Origin of the sequence: Epilithonimonas tenax DSM 16811, assembly GCF_000428485.1 — a bacterium.
In the GTDB taxonomy this organism is placed as follows: domain Bacteria; phylum Bacteroidota; class Bacteroidia; order Flavobacteriales; family Weeksellaceae; genus Epilithonimonas; species Epilithonimonas tenax.
On the sequence record NZ_AUAA01000008.1, the window covers coordinates 1 to 23,752 of the forward strand.

The window sequence follows — 23,752 nt, forward strand, 5'->3', positions numbered from 1 at the left end:
ATTTAAATCTTTCTCAGTACTCAGGAAAACCATAATGATCCATTACAAAGACATTCTCAATTATTTTGAGAGAAGAAGTACCAATGCTTCCGCCGAGTCATTCAATGCTAAAATAAAAAACTTCAGATTACAATTAAGAGGTGTACGCGATAAAGCATTTTTCCTGTTCAGGTTGTATAAACTTTTTGCTTAGTCCCCAAGTTTTGGGATTGATCCCTGAAATTTCCATTTCCAATCATTTTTACATTTAAAAGGCATACAAAAAAGGAACACCATTGTTAGCCTCATCAATTCTCTTACAAATGAATTCTATTAAAATAGTATTTGTATTAGATATAGCAAAGTCTAATATCAAAGGTTTAGCTCCTTTAAGATGTAGGATGACATTGATGCGAGCAATAAACCTCTTTCTTTTCTGATGGTTTCTGCTCCGCAATCCTTATCCATCACTCTTCATAATTAGGTCGGGAATCACGTATTAAATGGGGTCGTAAAAACCTCTTTAAAAAGTGCGCAAAAGCATTGAAAAAGTCAAATTTCTAGACATCTATACCTACACTTTTATCCCAAACTTCTTCAGCTTCAACAAAGACTCAAAAGCTTTCATCAAAGATTGCTCTTTTATTTGGTCATTTTTCGCCAAGACTAATTGTATTGATTTTACATTGCCCAATTCCGGTATGGTGAAAATTCTGGTTTGATTGGCCAAGTCGATTATTTTTTTCCAATCGTCTTTTGAAAGGAGTTTTAATCTATCAAACATAAATTTAATTTCTACAGATTCTTGGTTTTCAAATTTAGATAAAGCTTTTGTTTCCTCTAAAAACGAAGGATTTTCGGCAACATACTGAATCACTTTTTTGCCGACAGTAATATCTCGAGGCAATAGATTTTTATTTTTCTGAATAGCCTTTAAAACTTCTTCCACCGAATGTCTACTAAAATCTTCAAGCGAATATTTGGCTAGATAAATACAAAAGCCATCCCAGAATTTCAATCCAAACTTGTGAATTTCACTGATGATGAAAAGACGGTTTTTTTCATTATTAGTGTCAATTTCCTTTTCATTTTCTCGGTTTTCTTTTTCTTCGCTAGAAATTAAATAGGTTGCTACAACTTCCTGTACATCTTCACTGTAAGGCGATTCTTTCAGTTTGTTCCAAGAAGATTCTCTTTTGGCATATTCGGAAATCAAACTGTTGTTGGCCTCTTTTACCAAATGATCGTACACAAAAACTAAAAGCTTTTTGAAATGATTCGTCAGTGCATCATCTATTTTTTGGTGTTCATAGATTTTCCATAAATCCAATCGATTATCTGTCAAATAATGAAAATAGGAAAGTGTGTAAGCAACGGCAAATGATTTTAAGTTGGTATCGCCTATGGCATCTACATTTTTGCGTCCGAATAATTTATCTATCGACTTGAATAAAATGGCATTGGCAATCAATTTTTTGTAGAGATTTTCGCCAGGCAACTTATTTTTACTTACTAAAATATTAATTTTTTTAGTGAAATGAATGAAATTTTTCTGCGAACCTTGCGACACAAAATGCGGCTCCAATTCCCAAAGATTAATAAACTTAGCAACGTCTGACTTTACAAATTTAAGATGAGAAGGATTTTGTTCCTTGAATTTTTTCTGCAGACTTGGTGTTTGTTTGTTTAGCGTTTCTCGGTATTGTCCGTTTGCACGTTCAAAAAACCAAAGCAATGATTGGTTTTTATTTTCCGGATTTACTACATATTTCTTTCTAGAAAGATTTTCTATTTGTGCAAAATATGGATTATTGGAAGACAAATCCAATTCGGAAACTTTATTTTGACTATTTGCAAAGCGTGAAATATTGGGAACTTCAATGTTTTTCTGCTCTTTGTCTTTGATAACCGTGAGTTTCATCTGAACAAAAATTTTGCTCAAATCTGCTTCTTTGTATTTTTTCTGCGTGTGATAAAGCGAAGCCGTAGTTTGTCCGCCATTCACGATTTGAAAATCATTCAGTCTTGTGATAACCAGTTGCCCGTCTACAGATTTTGTTTCAACGCTTTCGGCGGTTGCAGTGATTCCGTTGTTGTAAGGCAAAAACATTTGCGGTTTTGTACGAATAGTATCCCGAATTCCCTTATTAAATTTTCCAGCCTGACCGAGAAATGCACGAACGTTGCTTTCTAGTAATTCGTTAGAAAAGACGTTATTTAAATAGAAAAGACGAGACTTTTGCATCCATCCAATTAAAATAGCTTATAAATAATTTAAAATTTTCTTTGTTTGGAATTAATGCTTTTGGAATTATATCTTGGTGGGTTTGGGATTTTGTTCAATGGTTTGTTATAACTATATAGTTTTAAATCCAATACTTCTCAAATACTCAAAAGTGGGATCATAAAAATCAGGATGTCTCGTATGATCTTCCGTATTACCTTCAGGGATCACGATGATCATTCCTTGTCGCGCCCTTGTCAACAAAACACGATAAGCGTTGAGAAGATATTTTTTTCTTACTTCTTTATGAATATTTTGCCATTTGCTTCCGACAAAAGAGTAAGATTTCCATTCATTATTAACATACCTTAAATCCCCATCCCAAATTACGCAAGCCCAGTCCAATTCAAGCCCTTGTACTTGGAACTCTGTTGCAACATCTTCTAAGAAATAGCTTGATCTAATGTCATCTTTACCATCTAAAAACCAATTTACGTGATTAATTTGTGATTTTACATCGATAGCTAAAGGCTTTAAGCGATAAGCTTGTGATGAAACTACTAATCCATATCGTTCAGAACCCCTGGCTTTTTCTTTCAACCATTTTTTTGCTTTGATTAAATCTCGCGTTAAAATGACGGGGTATTTATCCTGAAGTTCAATTAATGTTTGTTTCGCATCTTGGTCAATGTCAAGGATTTGCTTTACAAGTTTTGATAAGTGCTCTGCTCGAAAAGAGCGCATTGAAACAGAAAGATGCAAATCCGGGTTATAAACAATCGAGTTCGATTGACTCAATAATTCAATTGCTGATTGTGCTGAATATTCGTGATCGAAAAGATTTGGAGAAATACGAGTTTCCCAATATGGAAATTTGTTTTTGACAGCATTAAGCCATTCTGAAATTCCTGCTTCCCCAGTATTAATTTCTTGCCCTCCCCCAACAAGACAAATTACAACCGCCCAATCCTCGTGCCTATTTAAACAAGAAATTAAAAATTCAGGCTCAGAATATTGAAAATCATAAATTCCTTTTTTCTGTTGCATAAACTTCACTGTTTGTTCTTTGGTCCAAGCTCGTTGAGCCTCATCAAAAATTGCAACGTGATCGTATGGCGCCTTTTGATCTCTTAAATATTCGTCTCTATAATGGTGAATGATTTGAATAAATGTTTTTACACTTTCTCTTACTTGTTTTTTTATTATTTTATTTCCTTTCAGCTTTTCCTGAATTACTCTATCTCTAGTAAGCGCTTCTTGTAAAATATCAACTAACGGTTTGTTTCCTGAAAGAAAAACGCTTGAATTTCCTTTTTCTTTATCTAAGTGTTCCGCAGCTACTTTTAATCCAACAAGAGTTTTACCAGCGCCAGGAACTCCAGTGACAAAACATATAATTTTTTTGCCATTATTTTTTGCAAATTCAATTGTTTCAGATATGTAACCTGTAGTTATTCTTAAATTCTTTGCATCAGCATCGCTTCTTGTGATATTTTCAACATTGTGATTATTATATAAACTAACTGCTGCTTCAATAATAGTCGGTGTTGGTGAATAACTTCCATTAACATACTTATCACTATCGACAAAGTCATTTGAAGAAAAGAAATTCAAAACTAAATCTATTGTCTTTTTTAAATCTACCGCATTTGTTCTTAATGGATTTACAAGATTATCTTGATGGCTGTTGCTGATGATTTCAATATTAGAAGAATTAGCTTGTGTAGCTACTAAAACGGGAACAAGAAGTAATTGATGACTTGGTTGGTGAAAGTTCTTCAAATCTAAAGCATAATCCCATACTTGTTCAATATTGTGATTTAAAAATTCTTTTTCGCCAACTTTAAACTCAATTATAAAAACTATATTTTTGATTATTAATAAACAATCAACTCTCTTTCCCATTCTAGGGATCGAAAACTCGAAGAATAACTGGCCTTCGTAATCTGCAAGAATTTCTTGTAGTAAATTAATCTGAAATTCCCAAGCAAAAAGTTCTGTGTTAATATGTCCCAATCGTCCGTTTACTGAAATTTCTCCAATTATAGTAGGTAAAGACTTTTGAATAAAATTATGGATGGAGTCCGAGTAGTAATAATTGAGCATAATAAAGGTAAAAATAAATTTATGTTAAGCAGCTATCGAGCGGTTTTGATGAATATCTGGATGTATATAATAATGTCCATCTGCACAAATATGTGCCACCACGGTATGCGAAACACCTTCGTGATTCACAACTTGAAAACGGTTGGTAAAAGTTTTCACATTATTATGTTTTATAAGACGTTCTGGTAATTCCCCATAGTTTAAGCGTTTACCTTGGTTAACCCATTTATCAACAGCAATTCTGTAAATCTCCAGATCGTTTTCGTTATTAAAACGAGAAATGTGTTGTGTAGTAAAATCAATTTCCTTGCGAATTCCAGAAAATTCTAAGTATTCATTGGTTCGTTTTGTATATTTTGATACACCCCAATTTCCTTGTCCACTTTTAATTTTAGGTAAGTCCGAAAAAAGATGTTTTGCGATCTGAAACTGCATTTCCATTTTTTTAAACTCTGGATATTCTAAATTCAAATCATTTCGCCAACCGATAATAATAACTCTTTTCCTGTCTTGCAATACTCCAAAATCTCTTGCGTTTAAAACCTGTTTATCCAGTTTATATCCTGCCTCTCGTACTGCATCAAAAATCAATTGTAAATACTCACCATTTTTGGCAGAAAGAATTCCAGGCACGTTTTCAAAGACAAACATTTTGGGTTGGTACTTTTTCAAAAACTCAACATAATGTTTGTATAAGTGGTTTCGTGGGTCATTCGTCATATCTTTTCTCACTCTTCCCGCTACAGAATACGCTTGGCAAGGCGGACCTCCAATCACTAAATCGACTTTCTTTGTCCCCAATTCTGCATCAATTTGCTCAAAAATTATGGGCAAAGTGTCTTCAGAAATTTCTTTATTGATGACCGATTTTATGAGATGATCTGGGATTTTATTCCAAAGTTCGTCTCTGGTGATTGTTCCTTTCAGGTAATCATAATATTCTTCCTCCCGACCTTTCTCTTTCAACCAATGAAAAGCGGTTCGTGTTCTTAAAGTATCGCAAGCATCTTTATTCATTTCCACGTGTGCAACAGGCGTAAAACCTGCTTTCACAAACCCTTCCGAGAGTCCGCCAGCACCTGCAAATAAGTCGATGAATTTTATTTTTGGCATAAAAATATTTTGTGAAATCAGCATCCATTACGATGCTATATCCTAGTTTACTGTTTTCAAAAATACAGATTCCATAATTTTATTAATCATAAAATCTATATAATGATTGAAATACTTTCCTTCGGTAAAGTTAGGCATAGTCATTTATTAAAAAATACGGGTTTCCGTAAAAACAAAATTTAAGTATAAATGACTGATAGACATACGTAATCTTCCGAAAACAAGATCATTTAAAATCAGTATACCAAAATCACCACCCTATTTAAACCTTTGACCTGATTGCCCTTAGTCGCTTATTTCTTATTCTTTTCCTCAATCCAGCGGCTCATATATTTTGTCGAATTCAGTTGATGGTGCTGAAGGATTTTCCCAAGATGATTTTCGGTTCTATGATGATCCAGGTTTTCAGAAATTTCCCAGACTTTATTGATGAAAGATTTCGCGAACAGATCTTTTCTAAAAACCGAATCCACAATCTCATAGCCGTTTTCCTGCGCCTGATCCCAAAGATTTTCTTCCTGATAAAGATCAACAGCCCTCTGGACAAACTCCGCGTCAGAATCAGTTACAAATCCATTCCAGGGCAAACCGCCGTGCATCGCTTCTGCACCAATTGAGCTTGTAACATTGGGCAATCCAAACTTCATACTTTCCCAGAGTTTTCCCTTCAAGCCCGCACCAAAAGGAATAGGCGCCAGCAAAACCTTATATCTGCGAAAGAGCTCTTCCACAGAATCCGCTCTTCCCTTCACCAGAAAACTTTCTTTCTCGTTATTGAGTTCCAACACCTTTTGGCCCGCATAAGCGCCATAAATATGAAGTTCGGCTTCCGGAAGTTTCTTTTTGATGGATTTCCAAATCTGTTTCAATTTCACCACCGTCTGCCAATTTGGTTCGTGCAGGAAGTTTCCGATGCTGACAAAATGTTTTCTATCCTCGAATGGTGTTTTGCTTTCCTCAAAATGATCGGTCAGAAAAGGAATATAAAACAACAGATTAGGATCGATCTTAAAATCATTGACCAACAGTCCAAATTCGAATTCCGAAATAATCAGGGACAGATCACAACGCAGAATGGCCGCCATTTCTCGCACAAAAACACCATTAATCAAATCTCGCTTCTCAGCAGTTCTCTTTTCAACAAAAGCTTTCCTTCTCGCTTCTCTCAGAAAATGAAGATCTTCTGTATCGATAATTTTCACAGCGTCCGGACAGTTTTCAGACACACGCCAGCCAAATTGTTCCTCGGTCACATAACGGTCAAAAAGAACCACATCAGGCTTCAGATCTCTGATCTTTTCATCAAAACGCTCATTGTTAATTTCAATTTTTTCAACCGCTATCTTCTCAGAAAATTCCACATTATGAGAAGCCGTCAAAAAAGTAATACTGTAATCGTTTTCAGAAAAAAGCCGGATCAACTGCATCATCCGATGGCCAGCCGCAGTAGAAGCTGGCTCGGGAATCACGAGACCGATAATAACAAGATGTTTCACAGAAACAAAAATAGAAATTCTTATTTGAATAGGTTGGGCAGCTTTTTCCGCCCTCCGTTCCCGCTATTTTTTTATGGCGAACAAGATGAGACACCAAAATGAACATTCCCACAATCGCAATAAAAAAATGAGCTCCACTCAGGTCGGGCTGCAGACTCAACATCAGAACAAGGTTTGGTCTCAAATCAAATTTTTAAGCCAAAACACCGCCTTTTTCAAAAAAAATTACATTAATTTTGAAGTATGCGAATAGAAAACGAAATCAAGTTAGGGTTCAAAGATGTGATGTTTCGTCCAAAACGATCCACACTCAAATCCCGGTCAGAAGTAACGATAGAAAGAGAATTCACTTTTCTGCACACCCAGAAAAAATGGAGCGGCGTTCCATTGATTGCTGCCAACATGGACACTGTGGGAACTTTCGAAATGGCAGAAGCCCTGTCCAAAGAAAAAATAATTACAGCCATTCACAAGCATTATTCTGTAGAACAATGGAACCAATTCCTGAGCGGAAGATCAGATGAATTCTACCAATACATCGCGCTCAGCACCGGAACAGGAAAAACGGACGAAGAAAAAATACAAACCATTCTGGATGCCAATCCAAAGATCCAGTTTCTTTGCATAGACGTTGCCAACGGCTATTCTGAGCATTTTGTTCAATTTGTAAAGAAGGCCAGAGAGCATTTCCCAGATAAAATCATCATCGCAGGAAACGTTGTCACCGGCGAAATGGTGGAAGAATTGATTTTGGCAGGAGCCGACATCATCAAAGTGGGAATTGGGCCAGGCTCGGTTTGTACCACGCGTGTAAAAACCGGCGTTGGCTATCCACAGCTTTCTGCCATCATAGAATGTGCAGATGCAGCGCACGGACTGGGCGGACAGATCATTGGCGACGGCGGCTGCAAAGTTCCTGGCGATGTGGCAAAAGCCTTTGGTGGTGGTTCAGATTTTGTAATGCTCGGCGGTATGTTTGCCGGACACGACGAAAGTGGCGGCGAAATTGTGGAGGAAAATGGCAAAACTTTCAGATTATTCTACGGAATGAGTTCTCAAACTGCAATGGATAAACATGCCGGCGGCGTTGCAGAATACCGCGCTTCCGAAGGGAAAACCGTGAAAGTAGCCTACAAAGGTCCCGTTTCTGATACTGTGAAAGATATTCTAGGTGGTGTAAGATCAACTTGTACTTATGTTGGCGCTTCAAAACTGAAAGAACTTTCCAAGAGAACAACTTTTATACGAGTTCAGGAGCAGGAAAATCAGGTTTTTGGCGGATAATTTCACTTCAATAAATGAAGAAAGTCATCTCCTTTTTTTGTGAGACGGTTTTTTTTGCGTGAAAGATGGTAGAAAAACCTCAACATAGCCCCGATAGTAGCGGCATCCTTTTTTGGCATTGCGATTGGGTAAAAGTTGAATGGATCACTTCGCGCCTGTCGCAATGGCAAAAAAGATACAGCGGATAGCGGGTTGGACTGTTGAAAAGAACTCGAATCTTGATGCTCCTAAAATCCTTAAAATAAAACTTTATCATCTTTCCTCAGTTCTTCCAGATGTTTGATCTGATCGTCTCTGTAGAACAGATTCATCGTCTCGAAAGGGATCATTTTCAGGTCTTTGTTGACGATGTGAACGCAGGATTTTTTGACCGCCCGGACATCGAAATCGTGCGCGTCCATAAAATTCATAATGATGATCCGGAACAGATTGTCATAGTCCAGATTGGGCGCAGAAACCTCTGGAAGACAACACAATAACTGATTAACTTTTGGCTGAACCTTATCTACTGAAATTCCTGTGCTGAAGATATCCAACAGCTGCATCTGAACGCCTTTATCTTGCTCGTAAACGATGGTGTTTTTGGTTTCGTTGTTGAGAAGATCGGCTGGATTGATGTATCTCGTCAAAGGAATAATTTCGTTTTCTAATTTCAGAATATAGCCCATCGCCAAAGAATCCGGATTGCAGGGAACGGGAATGATATCGTCGCCATTCAGAAGTGGAAACTGGTTGAGGATCTCCTGACGAACTTCCGTCAATGTAATCTTCTCGTGCGCAGAGTCGTCTCTGTTTCTGCCGGCGATCTCCACTGGCTGAAATGTGATACCTCGGACGCATTTCTGCTTCAGAGCAAACGCGATGATTTTTCCAATCTCATCTATGTTTTTGTCTTTTTGAAGGACAATGACGAGCGTTGTGGAAAGATTCAGTTCATTGAGTTTTTCCAGGGCTTTCATCCTTACATTGGTCAGATCTTTTCCTCGGAAATCTGCCAAGACTTCTGGTTTGAAAGAATCGAACTGAAGATAAATTTCAAATTCTGGGGCGTAAGTAGCGAGTTTTTCTGCAAAACCGGGATCATTGGCAATGCGGATTCCGTTGGTATTCAGCATCAGATGTTTGATGGGTTTGGACTTCGCAATATCCATTATTTTGAAAAATTCCGGATGGATTGTAGGTTCGCCTCCACTGATTTGTACCACATCTGGCTCGCCTTCGTTATGGACAATCGTATCAAACATGGCCTCGATCTCTTCCAGAGTTCTGTGACTTCCGTAATGCGGTGATGACATTGCATAACAAGTAGGACAGGTCAAATTGCAGCGATCTGTGACTTCTACGATAGAAAGACAGCTGTGCTGCTCGTGATCTACACAAAGTCCGCAATCATAAGGACAGCCATACTCTACATCTGTGCCGAAATGAACTGGCGTTTCCGAAGCTTTGTTGTAGTTTCTGATGTTTTTATAATAAGGAACATCGGTCGCAATTTTGGTCTTGAAAAAGCCGTGATCTGGACATCTTTTGGTCATAAAAACCGCATCATTTTCGATGATGATTTTGGCCCCAACTCTCTTCAGACATTCGGGGCAAAGGCTGATGGTATAATCGTAGTAGGTGTAATCTCTAACTGGCATAATTTTTATTTATAACATTCCGCCACACATCATTCCACTGATCAGTCCGCAAAGAAGAAGCGAAATCAGCACTGTCTGCCAAAACTGTTTGCTTGTGAATTTTCTATTGTCTTTGGATTCATAAACTGCTTTTATGATCATACTGATCACTAAAGATATAACAAGGGATCCTACGACCATAATTCCTATAATCATAGCAACCAGTCCTCCCAAATTTCCGACTTCTAAAAAGGTTAATGGTTTCATACAAGGATTGTCTTTTTAATATCTATCCAATTTCATCCACACAACATTCCCAATACTAGTGCGCACAGCAGGATAAAAAGAAGTGCACCCAGCGAAAAGACGGCAAACAAATTCAAAAATATAGATTGTGTAGAATTTTCTTTTTTCTTTTTTAAAACATTAAAAAGACTTAAAATACTAATTACTATAAAAATAATTAGAACCACTATTCCAAATAATAAAATCATTGAAATACCATTATCCATAATTTCCGGTAAAATTTTTCATCATTGTGACAGATCTTTTAATTTTATAAATATAGTAAAAAATCATTAGTAGACTTACAATCTGAATAGTGCCTAATTCTAAAATCAATTTTTCGTGCGGTTTTATAAAATCTAAAAAAAAACGAAACAGAAAATAATTCAGCATAAAAAATTGGAACAAAAATCCGGAAACATATTTTTTTGTTTCCTTCATCCTGAAAATTACAAAGCCTAATATAATTAAAAACACAATTTCGTAGAGTGCTACAGGATGCCTTAAGTAATTATCACCCAAATACATACCAAAAATTGAATGGGTTGGAAGTCCGTACGTTTCTTCATAAACACCTGTAAAAAAACAGCCGACTCTTCCTATACACATTGCGGTAATTAATGGGAAAATCATCAGATCACCTGTACTTTCTTTATGAACAACAATTTTTTTCGCAAGTTCTACACCTATCAAACCAAAAGCTAGTCCTCCAACAATTGTATTAGAAGTCCAGAACTTTAAAAATGTAAAATCGGGCGAAAAAATGTGGTTTGGATTTTCTAAGTTTCCTATTAGTTTCGAGCCCAGCAAAGCTCCTGCTGTAGCCCCGATGAGTATTGATAAGGAATTTACCAACGTCGTTTCGTCTTTGCTTTTTCTCTTCAAAAAGTAATACATCCTCATAGCTATAAAAATCCCGACGGATTCTAAAACAGGATGCAGGAGTACTTGGTTACCAAAAAAATCAAAAGTTACAGGAAAATGGATTGGCATATGATGAAACAAAAAATGCAGCTCTCACTGCATTTTATTTATTTTAAATTTTGATTAAGTCAACATTCCGCCGTCTACATTCAGGACTTGGCCGGAAACGTAGGATGACATATTACTTCCGAAGAACACGCAAGCGTTGGCTACATCTTCCGGTTGTCCGCCACGTTTCAATGGAATCCCGTCTCTCCAGCTTTGTACGGTTTTTTCGTCCAGTGCAGCGGTCATTTCGGTTTCTATAAAACCAGGTGCGATGGCATTGCAACGGATGTTTCTGGAACCTAACTCCAAAGCGATAGATTTAGTAAAACCTATAACACCAGCCTTGGAAGCGGCATAATTGGCTTGGCCGGCATTTCCTTTTACGCCAACCACGGAAGTCATATTGATGATGGAACCGGATTTTGCTTTCATCATTGGTTTGATCACCGCTTTGGTCAGGTTGAAAACGGAGTCCAAATTCACTTTGATGATCGTGTCCCAATCATCTTTTGACATTCTCATTAGCAAGTTATCACGTGTAATTCCGGCGTTGTTTACCAAAATATCAATCGCTCCGAATTCTGCCAAAACATCGTCTACCAATTTTTGAGCAGCATCATAATCTGACGCATCGGACTGATAACCTTTGATTTGAGTCGTCTTGCTCAATTCTGTTTCCAATTCTTTGGCTTTCTCAACAGAGCCGGCGTAAGTGAACGCAATCTTTGCTCCTTCTTTGGCAAAAACTTCAGCAATTCCTCTTCCGATTCCTCGGGTTGCACCTGTGATGATTGCAACTTTTCCTTCTAATAGTCCCATATAGTTGTATCGTATTTTCTATTTGTTATGGCAAAAATAGTATTTTAAGAATTATTCACAATCTTTTGGTTTCGTTTCTACGTGTTTTTGAAGCTCATCATTCCATTTATAGCAATGCGCTTTTACCAACTTCATCCGATTTTTTTCTACTTTGTAAATATTCTTGATGATGGATGCACCTGCGCAACATTGGTTGGTTTCGATGATTTCCTTTTTTTGAGAATCGAATTCTAAAGAAGTTCCGTAGAAATCACTTGCAAAAAATTGGTTCTTTTTTGAGTCGAATAAAAAATAAGTTTTGCTAGTATTGGGACCTGCGTAAGATTGTGTACAACTTGAAAAATCCTCGTAACCATCGAAATTATAATCATCCACCGCAACGTCATAAATGCCATCAAAACCACACTCCTCCATCTTCATTTTTTGAAAAACCTGATTGTCTTTTTTATTGATAATCAGAAGATAAGATTGTTCGTCTTCCTGAATTCCCCTGAAATAAAACTGCCTGGTACTTTCAGCCTGCAAGAAAGATTTTTGGTTTTCCTTTTTCTTTAAATGGATATTCAGCTTTGTTTTCGTTTTGAGATTTGTCCAAGTTCCAAAATATTTTTCTTTTGAGTCTTCGAAGTTTTCAAAAACGAATTTTCCTGTTTTAGTTTTTCCTTTAGATTCAAACAAAACAAGATTTCTATTTTTGAGTTTTCCTGCGATAGAAATTGGTTGATTATATTTTGAATACATATAAACTCCATTTGTAGAATTCTCTTCAACATTCAAAACCATTTCGACGGGATAATCTCCAATTTTCCCTTCGTAGCTAATTTGAGCAAGGAAAAAGGTAGGAATCAACAGAAAAAAGAATCTTAGCAAATTCATCTTTAGATAGAATTATTCACAATCAAAACAATCTCGCCTTTCAAAGTTTTGCTTTTTGAGAATGCAATCAACTCATCAATATTGCCGCGTTTTGTTTCCTCGAATTTTTTGGAAATCTCTCTGCTCAGGCTCACTTTGGTTGCATCGCCAAAGAATTCTTTGATTTGTTCCAAAGTTGTATTGATTTTATGCGGACTTTCGTAAAGAATAATCGTTTTCTTCTCTTCTGCCAGTTGTTTCAGTTTGGTTTGTCGTCCTTTTTTCTGTGGAAGAAAACCTGCAAAATAGAAATCGTGATTCGGCAATCCTGAAACTACAAGCGCCGGAACAAAGGCTGTTGCGCCTGGTAAACATATCATTTCCAAATCTTTATCTGCACAAGCTTTCGCCAAAAGATAACCTGGGTCAGAAATTCCTGGCGTTCCAGCATCCGTGATGATCGCAATCGTTTGGCCGTTTTCCAAATCATTAATGACTTTCTCCGTCATATTATGCTCATTGTGCAAATGATAGGACTTCAAAGGTTTTGAAATCTCGTAATGCTTCAGAAGAAATCCCGAAGTTCTGGTGTCTTCGCACAAAATATAATCTACTTCTTTCAGCACTTTGACCGCACGGAAGGTCATATCTTCCAGATTCCCGATTGGTGTTGGTACGAAATATAAAATTCCACTCATTTATAAAAATCTATTTTCAACCAAAGTCCACAATCTCTGCGCATAGCTATCCACTTTTTTCCAATCTCTTTCGTAATAGATATCACTCAGGAATTCCTGCGCTTTATCAAGAGAGGTAAAGGAATTAAGAACTGTAACCACTTGATTTAACTCACTTTGACTGCCATCAAAAAGATGCTGAGAAAACGCAATCCTGTCATTCAAATCAAGTTTGAATTCTGGTTTTGGTTTCGGCGCTTCCATATAATCTGTCGGCACATTATTTTTCAAAAGACTTCCTGAGTCTTGTTTTGGATGATGTTGTTCCATAGCTTCCAAATGATCGTCATCAAAAAGTGATTTGGCAATTTTTAATCCTTTGATATTTGCCAATTTGAATTTCTTATCGTGAAGATCCTCATTTTGAGATAGATACTGTTCTTTTGGCTTTTCGTGAGTTGTTGTATTTTCTCTGGACAATTCTACAATTTGTCTTCTTTTTTCTTCAAGCTCTTTTAGCTTGGCTTCCTTTTCTGCAAGTCTTGCTTCATAGTCATCTTCTTTCGGCGCTTGAATTTCTTCTCTATCCATCGCGAAAGAAAACTGGCTGTCCTGCATTGGTTCTAATTTCTGAGAACTGTCTTGCAGTAGGTGTTCCTCGATTTCAGAAACAAATTCGTTTTCTTCAATTTTTTCCTCCACTTTATTTTCTTCAGAATTAATTTCGTTAAAATTCGAAACAGATTCTTTTTCCACGATTTGAGAATCTTCAGCTTGAATTTCTTCCTCAATCTGCTCTTCTTCAGAGTCGATTTCAGCGAAGTTTGAAACTTCTTCTACAAATTCACTTTCGTCAGAGTCAATTTCATCAAAACTGGAAACTTCCGCTACAGATTCATCTTCTGAAACTAAAATTTCTTCAGACTGAAATTCCTCTTCAACTTGATTTTCTTCTGATTCAATGGCGGCAAAATCAGAAACTTCGTCGATCACATTTTCCTGAGAATGCTCTTGCGCATCAATGTCCTTAAATGAATGAACCTCTTCCACCTCCGGAACATCATCAAAAATATCGTGAACTTCACTTTCTTCAACAATAATCTCTTCTACCTTGCTTCCATCCTTATATTCCTCAACATCAATCAAATTAGAATCAATGTTTGTCTCCTGACTTTCAATCACTTCTAAAGCTTCAACAGTGGTTGACGACAAACCAAATTCATTAGAAATTTTCAAGAAAGAGAATTTTTGATAAAGCTGATTGAGCTGATTTTCCTTGGTTAAGAGATTTTCATAAGAGTCAGAATTCGACAATTCTGACAAAATAATCTTAATATCATCGAAAATTTCTCCGTACGAATGTTGCAAGTTTTGCATAATAAATCTTATTAATTTTTACTTAAATTTGATGTTTATAAATTTAAGAACAATTTTGTTCTGTCAATGGTTTTGCTACAATTATTTTATTTGGATGAATGTTGTAAAATTTAAAACGCAAAGTCGCCTATTATTTATAATTAATGCGCTTTAAGTCGCAAAAGTTTGATAAACCCAGTGTCCATTTGCGACTTACGATGTGTTTGTAGAAAGTAACTTTTTACCTTTGCGTTAGGAACAACAATTTTAAAACAATTTTTTGCTAAATTAATAATGTTTTTAGAAAATACAATCAATCATTCCAAACAAAGTGGTTGGATGGAGGTTATTTGTGGGTCGATGTTTTCCGGCAAAACGGAGGAACTCATCCGAAGGCTTCGCCGTGCCGAAATGGCTGGTCAAATTGTGGAAATCTTCAAGCCGAAAATAGACACACGATATTCTGACGAAGACGTGGTCTCTCACAACCAGAACAAAATCAGAAGTACGGCGGTCGAAAGTCCTTCAGAGATTCTCTTATTGGGTTCCAATTGTCACGTGGTGGCGATTGATGAAGCTCAGTTTTTTGACGACAGTATTGTGGAGGTTGCTAATCAATTGGCAAACAATGGCATAAGAGTTGTGATTGCCGGTTTGGACATGGATTTCCTGGGACGACCTTTTGGACCAATGCCGAATCTGATGGCAACCGCGGAATATGTGACCAAAGTTCACGCGATTTGCCGACGAACAGGTAATTTAGCCAATTACTCTATGAGAACTTCTGCTGGGCAAGATCTTGTAGAATTGGGCGAAACGGAAGCTTATGATGCCGTGAGCAGACGTGTGTTTGTGGAAGAAGTTTTAGAAAAAAATAAATAGTTTATTCTTTGTCAAACAATGAATTATACCATCAAAGAAATTGCAGATCTTACCAATTCCAAAGTGATCGGAAATGGTGATATCAAAATCAAAAATATTGCTTTTGACAGTAGAACGATTTACTCTACGAAGCATACTGCGTTTCTTGCCATCAACACCAAGAAAAATTCGGGTCAGAAATATATTGATTCTGTTATCGAAAAGGGAATTGCTACGATTGTTACTGAACATCAGATTGAAAATTCTTCTGTCAATCAAATCATAACAGACAATTGTGTCCAGTTTTTGCAGACTTTAGCCAAATACCATTTTGAACATTCTGATATCAATTCGATTGGTATTACGGGAAGCAATGGTAAAACGATCCTGAAAGAATGGCTGTATCAATGTCTGGCTAATGAGTTCGTGACTGTAAAAAGTCCGAAGAGTTTTAATTCTCAAATCGGTTTGCCCTTATCATTACTTCAAATCGATAAAAAACACGAGTTGGGAATCTTTGAAGTTGGAATTTCCAAACCTCTGGAAATGGACAATCAAGAACATATTTTCCATCCAAAGATTGGTTTGTTGACGCATATGGGCTCGGCGCACTCGGCGAATTTTGCTTCAGAAGAGGAACTGATCCGTGAAAAATTAAAGCTTTTTAAAAATGCTGATGTTATCTTTTACAATGCCGACAATGCATTGACAGATCATACCATCAAGCACTTATACGCCAGTAAAAAATTAACATCATACGGCCTGAAAAACAATAATGACATTCATATCATTTCTGACGTTTATGATCGAAAAAAAGACATTTCGATCCAGTATTTTGATGAAGTGATCGTCCTTCCTATCAGTCAAAGAGATGAGGCCACGCTTACTAATGTTTTGGCTCTTATTGGAATTTTAAAAGAACTGAAAATCTCCAATTCTGACATCAAAGAAAAAATTGATGCGCTAAAGGCCATAGAAATGCGTCTTGAAAGTATAGAAGGCATCAAAAACAATCTGATTATCAATGATTCATATAATTTGGATTTGGACTCTTTGAAGATCGCTTTTCAGTTTGTTGGGGAATACAACAAGCCAAAAAAATCTTTGATCCTAACGGATATTCTTGATTCAAATGAAAATTCGGGTGAATTATATTCCGAAGTTGCTGAGTTAGTCAATGAACAAAAATTCGATAAAGTTTTTTTAATTGGCGAAGAAATCAGTTCGTTTTATGAACTGTTTACATCTGAAACTTATACTTTTAATAATACAAATCAATTGATTGATAGTAAGACTATTAATGAAATTGAAAATCAAGTGATCCTTCTCAAAGGCGCAAGAAAATTTGAGATTGAAAAGGTAAAGGAGATCCTAGAACTCAGAAAACACGATACTGTTCTTGAAATCAATCTGAACGCCATTCTTCATAACATCAACTTCCATAAATCACTGCTAAAACCAGAAACTAAAATGATGGCCATGGTGAAAGCAAATGCCTATGGACTGGGCAGCTATGAGATATCCGAATTTCTACAGTTGCACCACATTGATTATCTTGGTGTTGCATTTGCAGATGAAGGTGTAGAATTGAGAAAGAAAGGAATCACCACGCCCATCATTGTGATGAATCCCGAACAACACAGCTACGACAGCATTATCGCGTATAATTTGGAGCCAGAAATCTACAGTTTACGCGTTTTAGAATTGTTTTATGAACAATTGATCAAATCTGGGAATCAGGAGAAATATCCGATTCACGTCAAACTGGAAACAGGAATGCATCGTCTTGGTTTTAAGGATTTTGAATTGGATCAATTAACTGATAAGTTGAATACGATGGATGTTAAAGTTCAGAGTATTTTCAGTCATTTATCTTCTTCTGATGTTCCAGATGAACAAGAATTTACATTGAATCAGATTAAAATTTTTGAGAAAAATTCAAGGTACCTCATTAATCAACTTGGTTACCAACCTTTGAGACATATTTTGAACTCAGCTGGTATTACGAATTTCGCTGCGCATCAATATGATATGGTAAGAATTGGCATTGGCATGATTGGTGAATCTTCTAATAAAAATATCAAAAAGCAACTTCAGGATTCTGTCAGTTTCAAGACAGTTGTATCTCAAATTTCTGAGGTGGAACAAGGAGAATCTGTTGGTTACAGTAGAAAATTCAGGGCAGAACATCACACCAAAATTGCGACAATTCCCGTAGGTTACGCAGATGGAATCCCGAGAATGTTGGGCAATAAGGTAGGAAGTGTTGGCATCAATAATACGCTTTGTCCCATCGTAGGAAATGTGTGTATGGATATGATGATGATCAATGTTGATAATGCGAATGTAAAGGAGGGCGATTCTGTTGTGATTTTCAATTCACATCCCACACTGGAAGAATTTGCAACCTATTGCAATACCATTACATATGAAGTTTTAACATCTATTTCTCCTAGAGTAAAAAGAATTTATATAAAAAATTAAAATGATTAAGAAACTCTTTTATCTTGTTACTTTTTTGGCTTATTTGATGGTTCATTCACAGATAAAGGACAATCTGATCATCCCTAAAAACCCGCGAATTGGCCTTTCGCTTTCAGGCGGCGGTGCCAAGGGATTTTCGCACGTTGGTGTGTTAAAAGTGATAGACTCATTGGGCATCAAGATCGATTATATCTCTGGTACCAGTATGGGCGCTATTGTCGGCGGTCTGTATGCATCGGGATATACGGGCAAAGACATTGAAAAAATCGTGATGGATACCGATTTCTATTCTTTGATCACTGACCCAAAAACCAGACAGGAAACCAGTTTTTTTAATAAAAGCGTGGACAAATATCTGTTGACAATCCCACTTAAAAATGGTAAAGTTTCTTTCCCATCATCCATTAGTACAGGTCAAAGAAATATTTATCTTCTTAAAGAGCTGATGAAGAACGTCTCTAACATTGATGATTTTTCCAAATTACCAATTCCTTTCCTCTGCGTTGCTACTAATATTGAAAGTGGTGAGATGAAGGTTTTTGAAAAAGGCGATTTGGTTTCCTCAATCTTGGCAAGTTCTGCTTTTCCTTCGCTTCTTGAGCCTGTTAAAATCGGCGACAGTATTTATGTGGATGGCGCTATGAGTGTCAATTATCCTTCGAAACCGCTTAAAGATAAAGGGATTGATATTGTAATTGGTGTTGATCTCAATCAGCCACTAACAAAGCGTGATAACCTGAACAGTGTTATTTCAATTCTAAATCAAGTCATTGACTTTGGCATACAGAAAGAAACAAAAAATCAGTACAAATACACAGATATCAACATCAAACCAGATCTTACCGGAATCACATCAACAAGCTATGACAACAAACGTCAAATCCTGGACAGTGGTTATGTGGAAGCGCTGAAATATGCGGATATCATGAAAGAACTGCCCAAAAGAAACTTTGAAAGGGTGCGATCTTCCATCAATCCCATTTTCTCTAATGTCTACAAAATAGACAGCCTCGTGGTAGAGAATGCCAAAATATACAGATCGAACTATATCCGTGGAAAAATGGGGCTCAAAATCCCTTCTATGCAGACCTATGGCAGCGTGAACAAAATGCTGGATAAGCTGTATGCAACCAACAATTACAAATTTCTCAATTACGACATCATTCAGGAAAACAATACCAACTATCTCAAGTTATATGTGACAGAAGATGATACAAGGCACTTCCTCAAGCTTGGATTGCATTATGATGAGATTTTCAAAACCGGATTGCTACTGAATTATTCTGCTAAGCGACTCTTATTCCAGAACTCAAGTTTATCATTAGATGTAGTCGTAGGTGATAGTCCGAGATATTATTTCAACTATTTTGTGGACAACGGTTACATCCCGGGCGTTGGATTATATTCATCAGGAATGAGTTTTGACCTCAAAAGTTCTGACAACAATACACTACAATCATGGGATTGGTTCAGAAACGAGATTTTTCTGCAATCTGTATGGAAAGATAAATTCGCAATGGGAGGAGGCCTTAGCTATGATTATTTTGAAAGTGACAGAAATGGAGCCGATAAAAAGAACGCCAAATATATGAACCCGTATATTTTCCTCAAAAGCGATACACAGAATGACAAGGATTTTCCTACAAAAGGATTCTATCTGAATGCCGAAGGGAAGATCATAGACCTTTTCAGCGATGAACTGGAAAAGAAACCGATCCTGATCAAGGCAGATATCAAAATGAACTTTTACATATCCAAACTTTTCACATACCGACTTAATTTGTATGGCGGTATCACTGTTGGCGATGTATTACCATCTTTCTACCAATACAGAATCGGGGGAATTTTTGAACAGAACATCGTCAACTTCAAAAGATTTGCAGGCTTTCAATTTGGTCTGCTCAATGACAACAATATTTTTCTTGCTTCCAATGACTTCCAGTTGCGATTCAACAAGAATTATTTTTTGACAGGTAACTTTAGTTTTGCCAATCTTTTCGACTCTATCAAATTTGAGGACGCTGTTAAATTAAATTACAGCTCCATCGGCTTAACGGCAGGTTACAAATCACCTTTCGGTCAGGTGAAACTCAATCTAAGCAAATCTCTTAATAACCACAAAGCCCTATTCAGTGTCATTTTAGGACATTGGTTTTAAACCTATGATAAACTACTTTTTCGAAAATATAGAAAAAAAAGACATCCAGCCCCAGACTTCTGACTGGCTAGAAAATCTGATCATTTCTGAGAACAAAAGACCAGGTGATATCAATTACATCTTTTGTGATGATGCCTATTTGCTGAAAATAAATCAGGATTATCTCTCGCACGATTACTATACAGACATCATCACGTTTGACTATGTTAAGGGTAAAACCATTTCGGGAGATATTTTCGTATCTTTGCCGCGCATTTTGGACAACGCTTCTACCCTATCCCAGGATTTTGAATCAGAATTTAGAAGAGTTTTGGCGCACGGGATTCTACACCTTTGCGGATACAAGGACAAAACAAACGAGGACGAATCTACAATGCGACAAAAAGAAGATTTTTATATCAATCGGTATTCAAATTTTTAGGAGCTTATTCCCGCTTTCCACTGCAATCTTTTTGCAAGTCCTTGGTTTTTCCCATCGCTTCTTACAAAAAGGATTTCCGTTGCAATCGGGGCTAATTACATCTCCATTTTTTTGAATTAAGTTTTGACAATGTTTCACGTGGAACATTCAATTAAATAAATAAAATGATTACAGAAACATATGACGTTATCGTCGTTGGTGCAGGTCACGCAGGTTGCGAAGCAGCAGCTGCAGCAGCCAACCTGGGTTCTAAAACCCTTCTGGTTACCATGAATATGCAGACCATTGGACAAATGAGCTGCAACCCGGCAATGGGCGGTATTGCAAAAGGACAGATCGTAAGAGAAATAGATGCAATGGGCGGATATTCCGGAATCATTGCAGACAAATCTGCGATCCAATTTAAGATGTTGAATCTTTCTAAAGGTCCAGCAATGTGGTCACCCAGAACACAAAATGACAGAATGCTATTTGCAGAAGAATGGCGATACGCATTGGAAAACACACCCAATCTAGACTTCTTTCAGGATATGGTAAAAAGCCTTATTATAGAAAATCATCAGGTTGTAGGCGTGATCACTTCTCTAGGGATCGAAATCAAATCAAAATCTGTTGTACTTACCAACGGAACATTCCTTAATGGTCTAATCCACGTTGGAGACAAACAATTAGGCGGCGGTAGAATGGGCGAACCAAGAGCATTCGGTATTACAGAACAACTGGTTTCTGTAGGTTTCGAATCGGGCAGAATGAAAACTGGAACACCGCCAAGAGTAGACGGTAGAAGTCTGGATTATTCTAAAATGGAAGAACAAAAAGGTGATGAAAATCCGCAGAAATTTAGTTACTTAGATACACCTAAGTTAACCAAACAATTAAGCTGCCATATCGTTTATACCAACGAAACTGTACACGATATTTTACGTGAAGGTTTTGATAGAAGCCCCATGTTCAACGGCACTATTCAAAGTACAGGACCAAGATATTGTCCAAGTATCGAGGATAAAATCAACCGTTTTGCCGAGCGAAACAGACATCAGCTCTTCGTAGAACCTGAAGGTTGGAAAACCGTGGAAATCTATGTAAATGGTTTCAGTTCTTCTCTTCCGGAAGATGTGCAAATCAAAGCGATGAGACATATTCCAGGCTTTGAAAATGTAAAAGTTTTCCGTCCTGGTTACGCCATAGAGTATGACTACTTCCCTCCTACCCAGCTTTACCACACCTTAGAAACTAAACTCATACAAAACCTTTATTTCGCTGGTCAAATCAACGGAACGACTGGTTATGAGGAAGCAGCCGGCCAAGGCTTAATGGCTGGTATTAATGCACACAATAAGGTCCACGACAGAGGTGAGTTTATCCTTAACAGAGATGAGGCTTACATCGGCGTTTTGATAGATGATTTGATAACAAAAGGTACTGAAGAACCTTACAGAATGTTCACCTCCCGTGCAGAATACCGATTACTCCTAAGACAAGACAATGCAGACATTCGATTAACCGAAAAGGCTTATAAATTAGGTCTAGCGAAAGAGGAAAGATTGATAAACGTGACGGAAAAAATCACCAAGAGCGATGAATTGGAAGCTTATTTGAAGGAAACTTCTATCAAACCTGGTGCAATCAATCCTATACTAGAATCTATAGAATCTTCACCAGTGGATCAGGCTTACAGAGCTTCTCATTACTTAACACGCCCGAATATGACGCTAGAGAAATTAGAAGAAATCCAGGCAATCAAAGATATCACTGCAACTTACAAAGACGAGGTAAGAGAACAGGCAGAAATCAACATCAAATACAAGGGTTACATAGAAAAAGAAAAGGAAAATGTGGCTAAACTCAACCGTTTGGAAACATTTAAAATCCCAGCAGATTTTGATTATTCCAAAATAGCATCTTTATCTACAGAAGCGAGACAGAAAATGACCAAAGTAAAACCCGTTACTATTGCACAAGCTGGCAGAATAAGTGGTGTTTCACCTTCAGATATCAATGTTTTACTCATCTACCTTGGAAGATAATATCTAATGTTCCACGTGGAACATCTAATACTAAAAGTCCAAGATTTAAAGTTGATTACAATGAATTTTGGACTTCAAACTTTTAATTAATATATGAAAATAAAAGACCATTTTCTTTCGCAGGAGGAATTCGAACTTATAGATACCGACACACAAGGTGTTCTAAAAACCTCTCCTATCCCGTCCAATATTTCAAAATATTACGAGAGTGAAAAATATATTTCGCATCACCAGGACACTGGAAGTTTGAAAGAAAAAGTGTACAAATTCCTACAAACATTCAACCTTCAGTACAAGAAAACAATCCTTCTGGACAGAGTAAAAAAGAATTCTAAAGTTTTAGATTACGGATGCGGCGCCGGCGAATTTGCAAAATATATTGAAAATGATTTCGAAACTTTTGGTTATGAACCAAATTTTGCTGCCAGAAATGCAGCCAAAAGTAAGACTTCCAAAGCTACAATCATTGATGATATAAGTTCAATAGCACCTCAAAGCCTGGACGCCATTACGCTATGGCACGTCTTCGAACATATCGAAAATCAAAAAGAAATGTTGGATCTATTTCATTCCAAATTAACAGAAAAAGGTTTGTTAATTATTGCAGTCCCAAATCCTACTTCTTACGATGCAAAGCATTACAAGGAATTTTGGGCAGCTTACGATGTACCAAGGCACATCTATCATTTTTCAAAAAACGGAATGGAAAATCTGATTGCTAAAAATCCAGATTGGAAACTAAGAAAAATCAAACCGCTTCTACTCGATTCATTTTATATCTCGATGTTGAGTGAAAAATACAAAAAATCTCCGCTTTTTTGGCTCAAAGCAGTACTTCATGGAACGATTTCTAACGTAAAAGCGCTTTTTAACACCGAATTTTCTAGTTTGATATATATTATCGAAAAAAGATAGAAGATCGATTTTTGAGCGCTTTATGAAGGTCGATTTTTGGCATTTTTGCTCAAAAATTGTTGATAACTACAAAATTTTTACAATTTGAGTCGAATTATAAT

The 23,752-nt window shown here is 36.9% G+C and carries 19 protein-coding genes; 8 read left to right on the plus strand and 11 right to left on the minus strand.

What is annotated here, in order from left to right; all coding sequences use genetic code 11:
* Positions 1–193, plus strand: a 193-nt coding sequence (locus F564_RS0105410) for a transposase (RefSeq protein WP_028121721.1), incomplete at its 5' end; no start/stop codon positions are given.
* A gap of 360 nt (positions 194–553) precedes the next feature.
* Here the strand turns inward: F564_RS0105410 and F564_RS18755 are convergent.
* The 4 genes from F564_RS18755 to F564_RS0105435 all read right to left on the minus strand — a co-directional run bounded on the left by F564_RS18755 (position 554) and on the right by F564_RS0105435 (position 6,918).
* On the minus strand, positions 554–2,224 hold the full coding sequence (locus tag F564_RS18755) for an AIPR family protein (protein ID WP_051259572.1): 1,671 nt from the start codon (positions 2,222–2,224) through the stop codon (positions 554–556).
* Between the two features lie 111 nt (positions 2,225–2,335).
* On the minus strand, positions 2,336–4,309 hold the full coding sequence (locus tag F564_RS0105425) for a DUF2075 domain-containing protein (protein ID WP_028121722.1): 1,974 nt from the start codon (positions 4,307–4,309) through the stop codon (positions 2,336–2,338).
* 24 nt (positions 4,310–4,333) lie between these two features.
* Positions 4,334–5,422: a DNA cytosine methyltransferase gene (locus F564_RS18760; protein WP_228373864.1), complete on the minus strand. Its 1,089-nt coding sequence runs from the start codon at positions 5,420–5,422 to the stop codon at positions 4,334–4,336.
* A 293-nt stretch (positions 5,423–5,715) separates the two neighbouring features.
* Positions 5,716–6,918 (minus strand): glycosyltransferase, encoded by a 1,203-nt coding sequence (locus F564_RS0105435; protein ID WP_028121723.1) that lies wholly within the window; start codon positions 6,916–6,918, stop codon positions 5,716–5,718.
* Positions 6,919–7,161: 243 nt separating this feature from the next.
* Here F564_RS0105435 and F564_RS0105445 point away from each other — a divergent pair, with 243 nt between their 5' ends.
* Positions 7,162–8,202 (plus strand): GMP reductase, encoded by a 1,041-nt coding sequence (locus F564_RS0105445; RefSeq protein WP_028121725.1) that lies wholly within the window; start codon positions 7,162–7,164, stop codon positions 8,200–8,202.
* A gap of 236 nt (positions 8,203–8,438) precedes the next feature.
* Here F564_RS0105445 and F564_RS0105450 read toward each other — a convergent pair whose 3' ends face one another.
* From F564_RS0105450 to F564_RS0105485, 7 genes are all read right to left on the minus strand, one after another.
* Positions 8,439–9,842 carry a radical SAM protein gene (locus F564_RS0105450; RefSeq protein ID WP_028121726.1) on the minus strand — a complete coding sequence of 468 codons (1,404 nt, stop codon included), beginning with the start codon at positions 9,840–9,842 and terminating at the stop codon, positions 8,439–8,441.
* 9 nt (positions 9,843–9,851) lie between these two features.
* Positions 9,852–10,088, minus strand: coding sequence for a hypothetical protein (locus F564_RS0105455; protein WP_028121727.1), 237 nt, complete (start codon positions 10,086–10,088; stop codon positions 9,852–9,854).
* A gap of 237 nt (positions 10,089–10,325) precedes the next feature.
* Positions 10,326–11,099, minus strand: coding sequence for a prolipoprotein diacylglyceryl transferase (locus F564_RS0105465; RefSeq protein WP_034980840.1), 774 nt, complete (start codon positions 11,097–11,099; stop codon positions 10,326–10,328).
* Positions 11,100–11,153: 54 nt separating this feature from the next.
* Positions 11,154–11,897, minus strand: coding sequence for a 3-oxoacyl-[acyl-carrier-protein] reductase (gene fabG, locus F564_RS0105470; protein ID WP_028121730.1), 744 nt, complete (start codon positions 11,895–11,897; stop codon positions 11,154–11,156).
* Positions 11,898–11,948: 51 nt separating this feature from the next.
* Positions 11,949–12,773, minus strand: a complete 825-nt coding sequence (locus F564_RS0105475) for an XAC2610-related protein (RefSeq protein WP_028121731.1) — start codon at positions 12,771–12,773, stop codon at positions 11,949–11,951.
* Between the two features lie 2 nt (positions 12,774–12,775).
* Positions 12,776–13,450 (minus strand): 16S rRNA (cytidine(1402)-2'-O)-methyltransferase, encoded by a 675-nt coding sequence (rsmI, locus tag F564_RS0105480; protein ID WP_028121732.1) that lies wholly within the window; start codon positions 13,448–13,450, stop codon positions 12,776–12,778.
* Positions 13,451–14,806: a hypothetical protein gene (locus tag F564_RS0105485; RefSeq protein ID WP_028121733.1), complete on the minus strand. Its 1,356-nt coding sequence runs from the start codon at positions 14,804–14,806 to the stop codon at positions 13,451–13,453.
* Positions 14,807–15,079: 273 nt separating this feature from the next.
* Between F564_RS0105485 and F564_RS0105490 the strand changes: the two genes are divergently transcribed.
* From F564_RS0105490 to F564_RS0105520, 6 genes are all read left to right on the plus strand, one after another.
* The gene (locus F564_RS0105490) at positions 15,080–15,667 is read left to right on the plus strand and encodes a thymidine kinase (protein ID WP_028121734.1); all 588 of its coding nucleotides are present in this window, start codon (positions 15,080–15,082) and stop codon (positions 15,665–15,667) included.
* Between the two features lie 18 nt (positions 15,668–15,685).
* Positions 15,686–18,130: a bifunctional UDP-N-acetylmuramoyl-tripeptide:D-alanyl-D-alanine ligase/alanine racemase gene (locus F564_RS0105495; RefSeq protein WP_028121735.1), complete on the plus strand. Its 2,445-nt coding sequence runs from the start codon at positions 15,686–15,688 to the stop codon at positions 18,128–18,130.
* 1 nt (position 18,131) lies between these two features.
* Positions 18,132–20,288 (plus strand): patatin-like phospholipase family protein, encoded by a 2,157-nt coding sequence (locus tag F564_RS0105500; protein WP_034980844.1) that lies wholly within the window; start codon positions 18,132–18,134, stop codon positions 20,286–20,288.
* Between the two features lie 4 nt (positions 20,289–20,292).
* Positions 20,293–20,709, plus strand: coding sequence for an rRNA maturation RNase YbeY (gene ybeY / locus F564_RS0105505; protein ID WP_028121737.1), 417 nt, complete (start codon positions 20,293–20,295; stop codon positions 20,707–20,709).
* A gap of 164 nt (positions 20,710–20,873) precedes the next feature.
* The gene (mnmG, locus tag F564_RS0105515) at positions 20,874–22,736 is read left to right on the plus strand and encodes a tRNA uridine-5-carboxymethylaminomethyl(34) synthesis enzyme MnmG (RefSeq protein ID WP_028121738.1); all 1,863 of its coding nucleotides are present in this window, start codon (positions 20,874–20,876) and stop codon (positions 22,734–22,736) included.
* A 93-nt stretch (positions 22,737–22,829) separates the two neighbouring features.
* The gene (locus F564_RS0105520; protein WP_028121739.1) at positions 22,830–23,651 is read left to right on the plus strand and encodes a class I SAM-dependent methyltransferase; all 822 of its coding nucleotides are present in this window, start codon (positions 22,830–22,832) and stop codon (positions 23,649–23,651) included.
* The last annotated feature ends 101 nt before the right edge of the window (positions 23,652–23,752 follow it).

Excerpts from the sequence above, each read along its gene's own strand:
- F564_RS18755 (WP_051259572.1), bottom strand. The coding sequence starts at position 2,224 with ATGCAAAAGTCTCGTCTTTTCTATTTAAATAACGTCTTTTCTAACGAA.
- F564_RS0105425 (WP_028121722.1), bottom strand. The coding sequence starts at position 4,309 with ATGCTCAATTATTACTACTCGGACTCCATCCATAATTTTATTCAAAAG.
- F564_RS18760 (WP_228373864.1), bottom strand. The coding sequence starts at position 5,422 with ATGCCAAAAATAAAATTCATCGACTTATTTGCAGGTGCTGGCGGACTC.
- F564_RS0105445 (WP_028121725.1), top strand. The coding sequence starts at position 7,162 with ATGCGAATAGAAAACGAAATCAAGTTAGGGTTCAAAGATGTGATGTTT.
- F564_RS0105450 (WP_028121726.1), bottom strand. The coding sequence starts at position 9,842 with ATGCCAGTTAGAGATTACACCTACTACGATTATACCATCAGCCTTTGC.
- F564_RS0105455 (WP_028121727.1), bottom strand. The coding sequence starts at position 10,088 with ATGAAACCATTAACCTTTTTAGAAGTCGGAAATTTGGGAGGACTGGTT.
- F564_RS0105465 (WP_034980840.1), bottom strand. The coding sequence starts at position 11,099 with ATGCCAATCCATTTTCCTGTAACTTTTGATTTTTTTGGTAACCAAGTA.
- fabG (WP_028121730.1), bottom strand. The coding sequence starts at position 11,897 with ATGGGACTATTAGAAGGAAAAGTTGCAATCATCACAGGTGCAACCCGA.
- F564_RS0105475 (WP_028121731.1), bottom strand. The coding sequence starts at position 12,773 with ATGAATTTGCTAAGATTCTTTTTTCTGTTGATTCCTACCTTTTTCCTT.
- rsmI (WP_028121732.1), bottom strand. The coding sequence starts at position 13,450 with ATGAGTGGAATTTTATATTTCGTACCAACACCAATCGGGAATCTGGAA.
- F564_RS0105485 (WP_028121733.1), bottom strand. The coding sequence starts at position 14,806 with ATGCAAAACTTGCAACATTCGTACGGAGAAATTTTCGATGATATTAAG.
- F564_RS0105490 (WP_028121734.1), top strand. The coding sequence starts at position 15,080 with ATGTTTTTAGAAAATACAATCAATCATTCCAAACAAAGTGGTTGGATG.
- F564_RS0105495 (WP_028121735.1), top strand. The coding sequence starts at position 15,686 with ATGAATTATACCATCAAAGAAATTGCAGATCTTACCAATTCCAAAGTG.
- F564_RS0105500 (WP_034980844.1), top strand. The coding sequence starts at position 18,132 with ATGATTAAGAAACTCTTTTATCTTGTTACTTTTTTGGCTTATTTGATG.
- ybeY (WP_028121737.1), top strand. The coding sequence starts at position 20,293 with ATGATAAACTACTTTTTCGAAAATATAGAAAAAAAAGACATCCAGCCC.
- mnmG (WP_028121738.1), top strand. The coding sequence starts at position 20,874 with ATGATTACAGAAACATATGACGTTATCGTCGTTGGTGCAGGTCACGCA.
- F564_RS0105520 (WP_028121739.1), top strand. The coding sequence starts at position 22,830 with ATGAAAATAAAAGACCATTTTCTTTCGCAGGAGGAATTCGAACTTATA.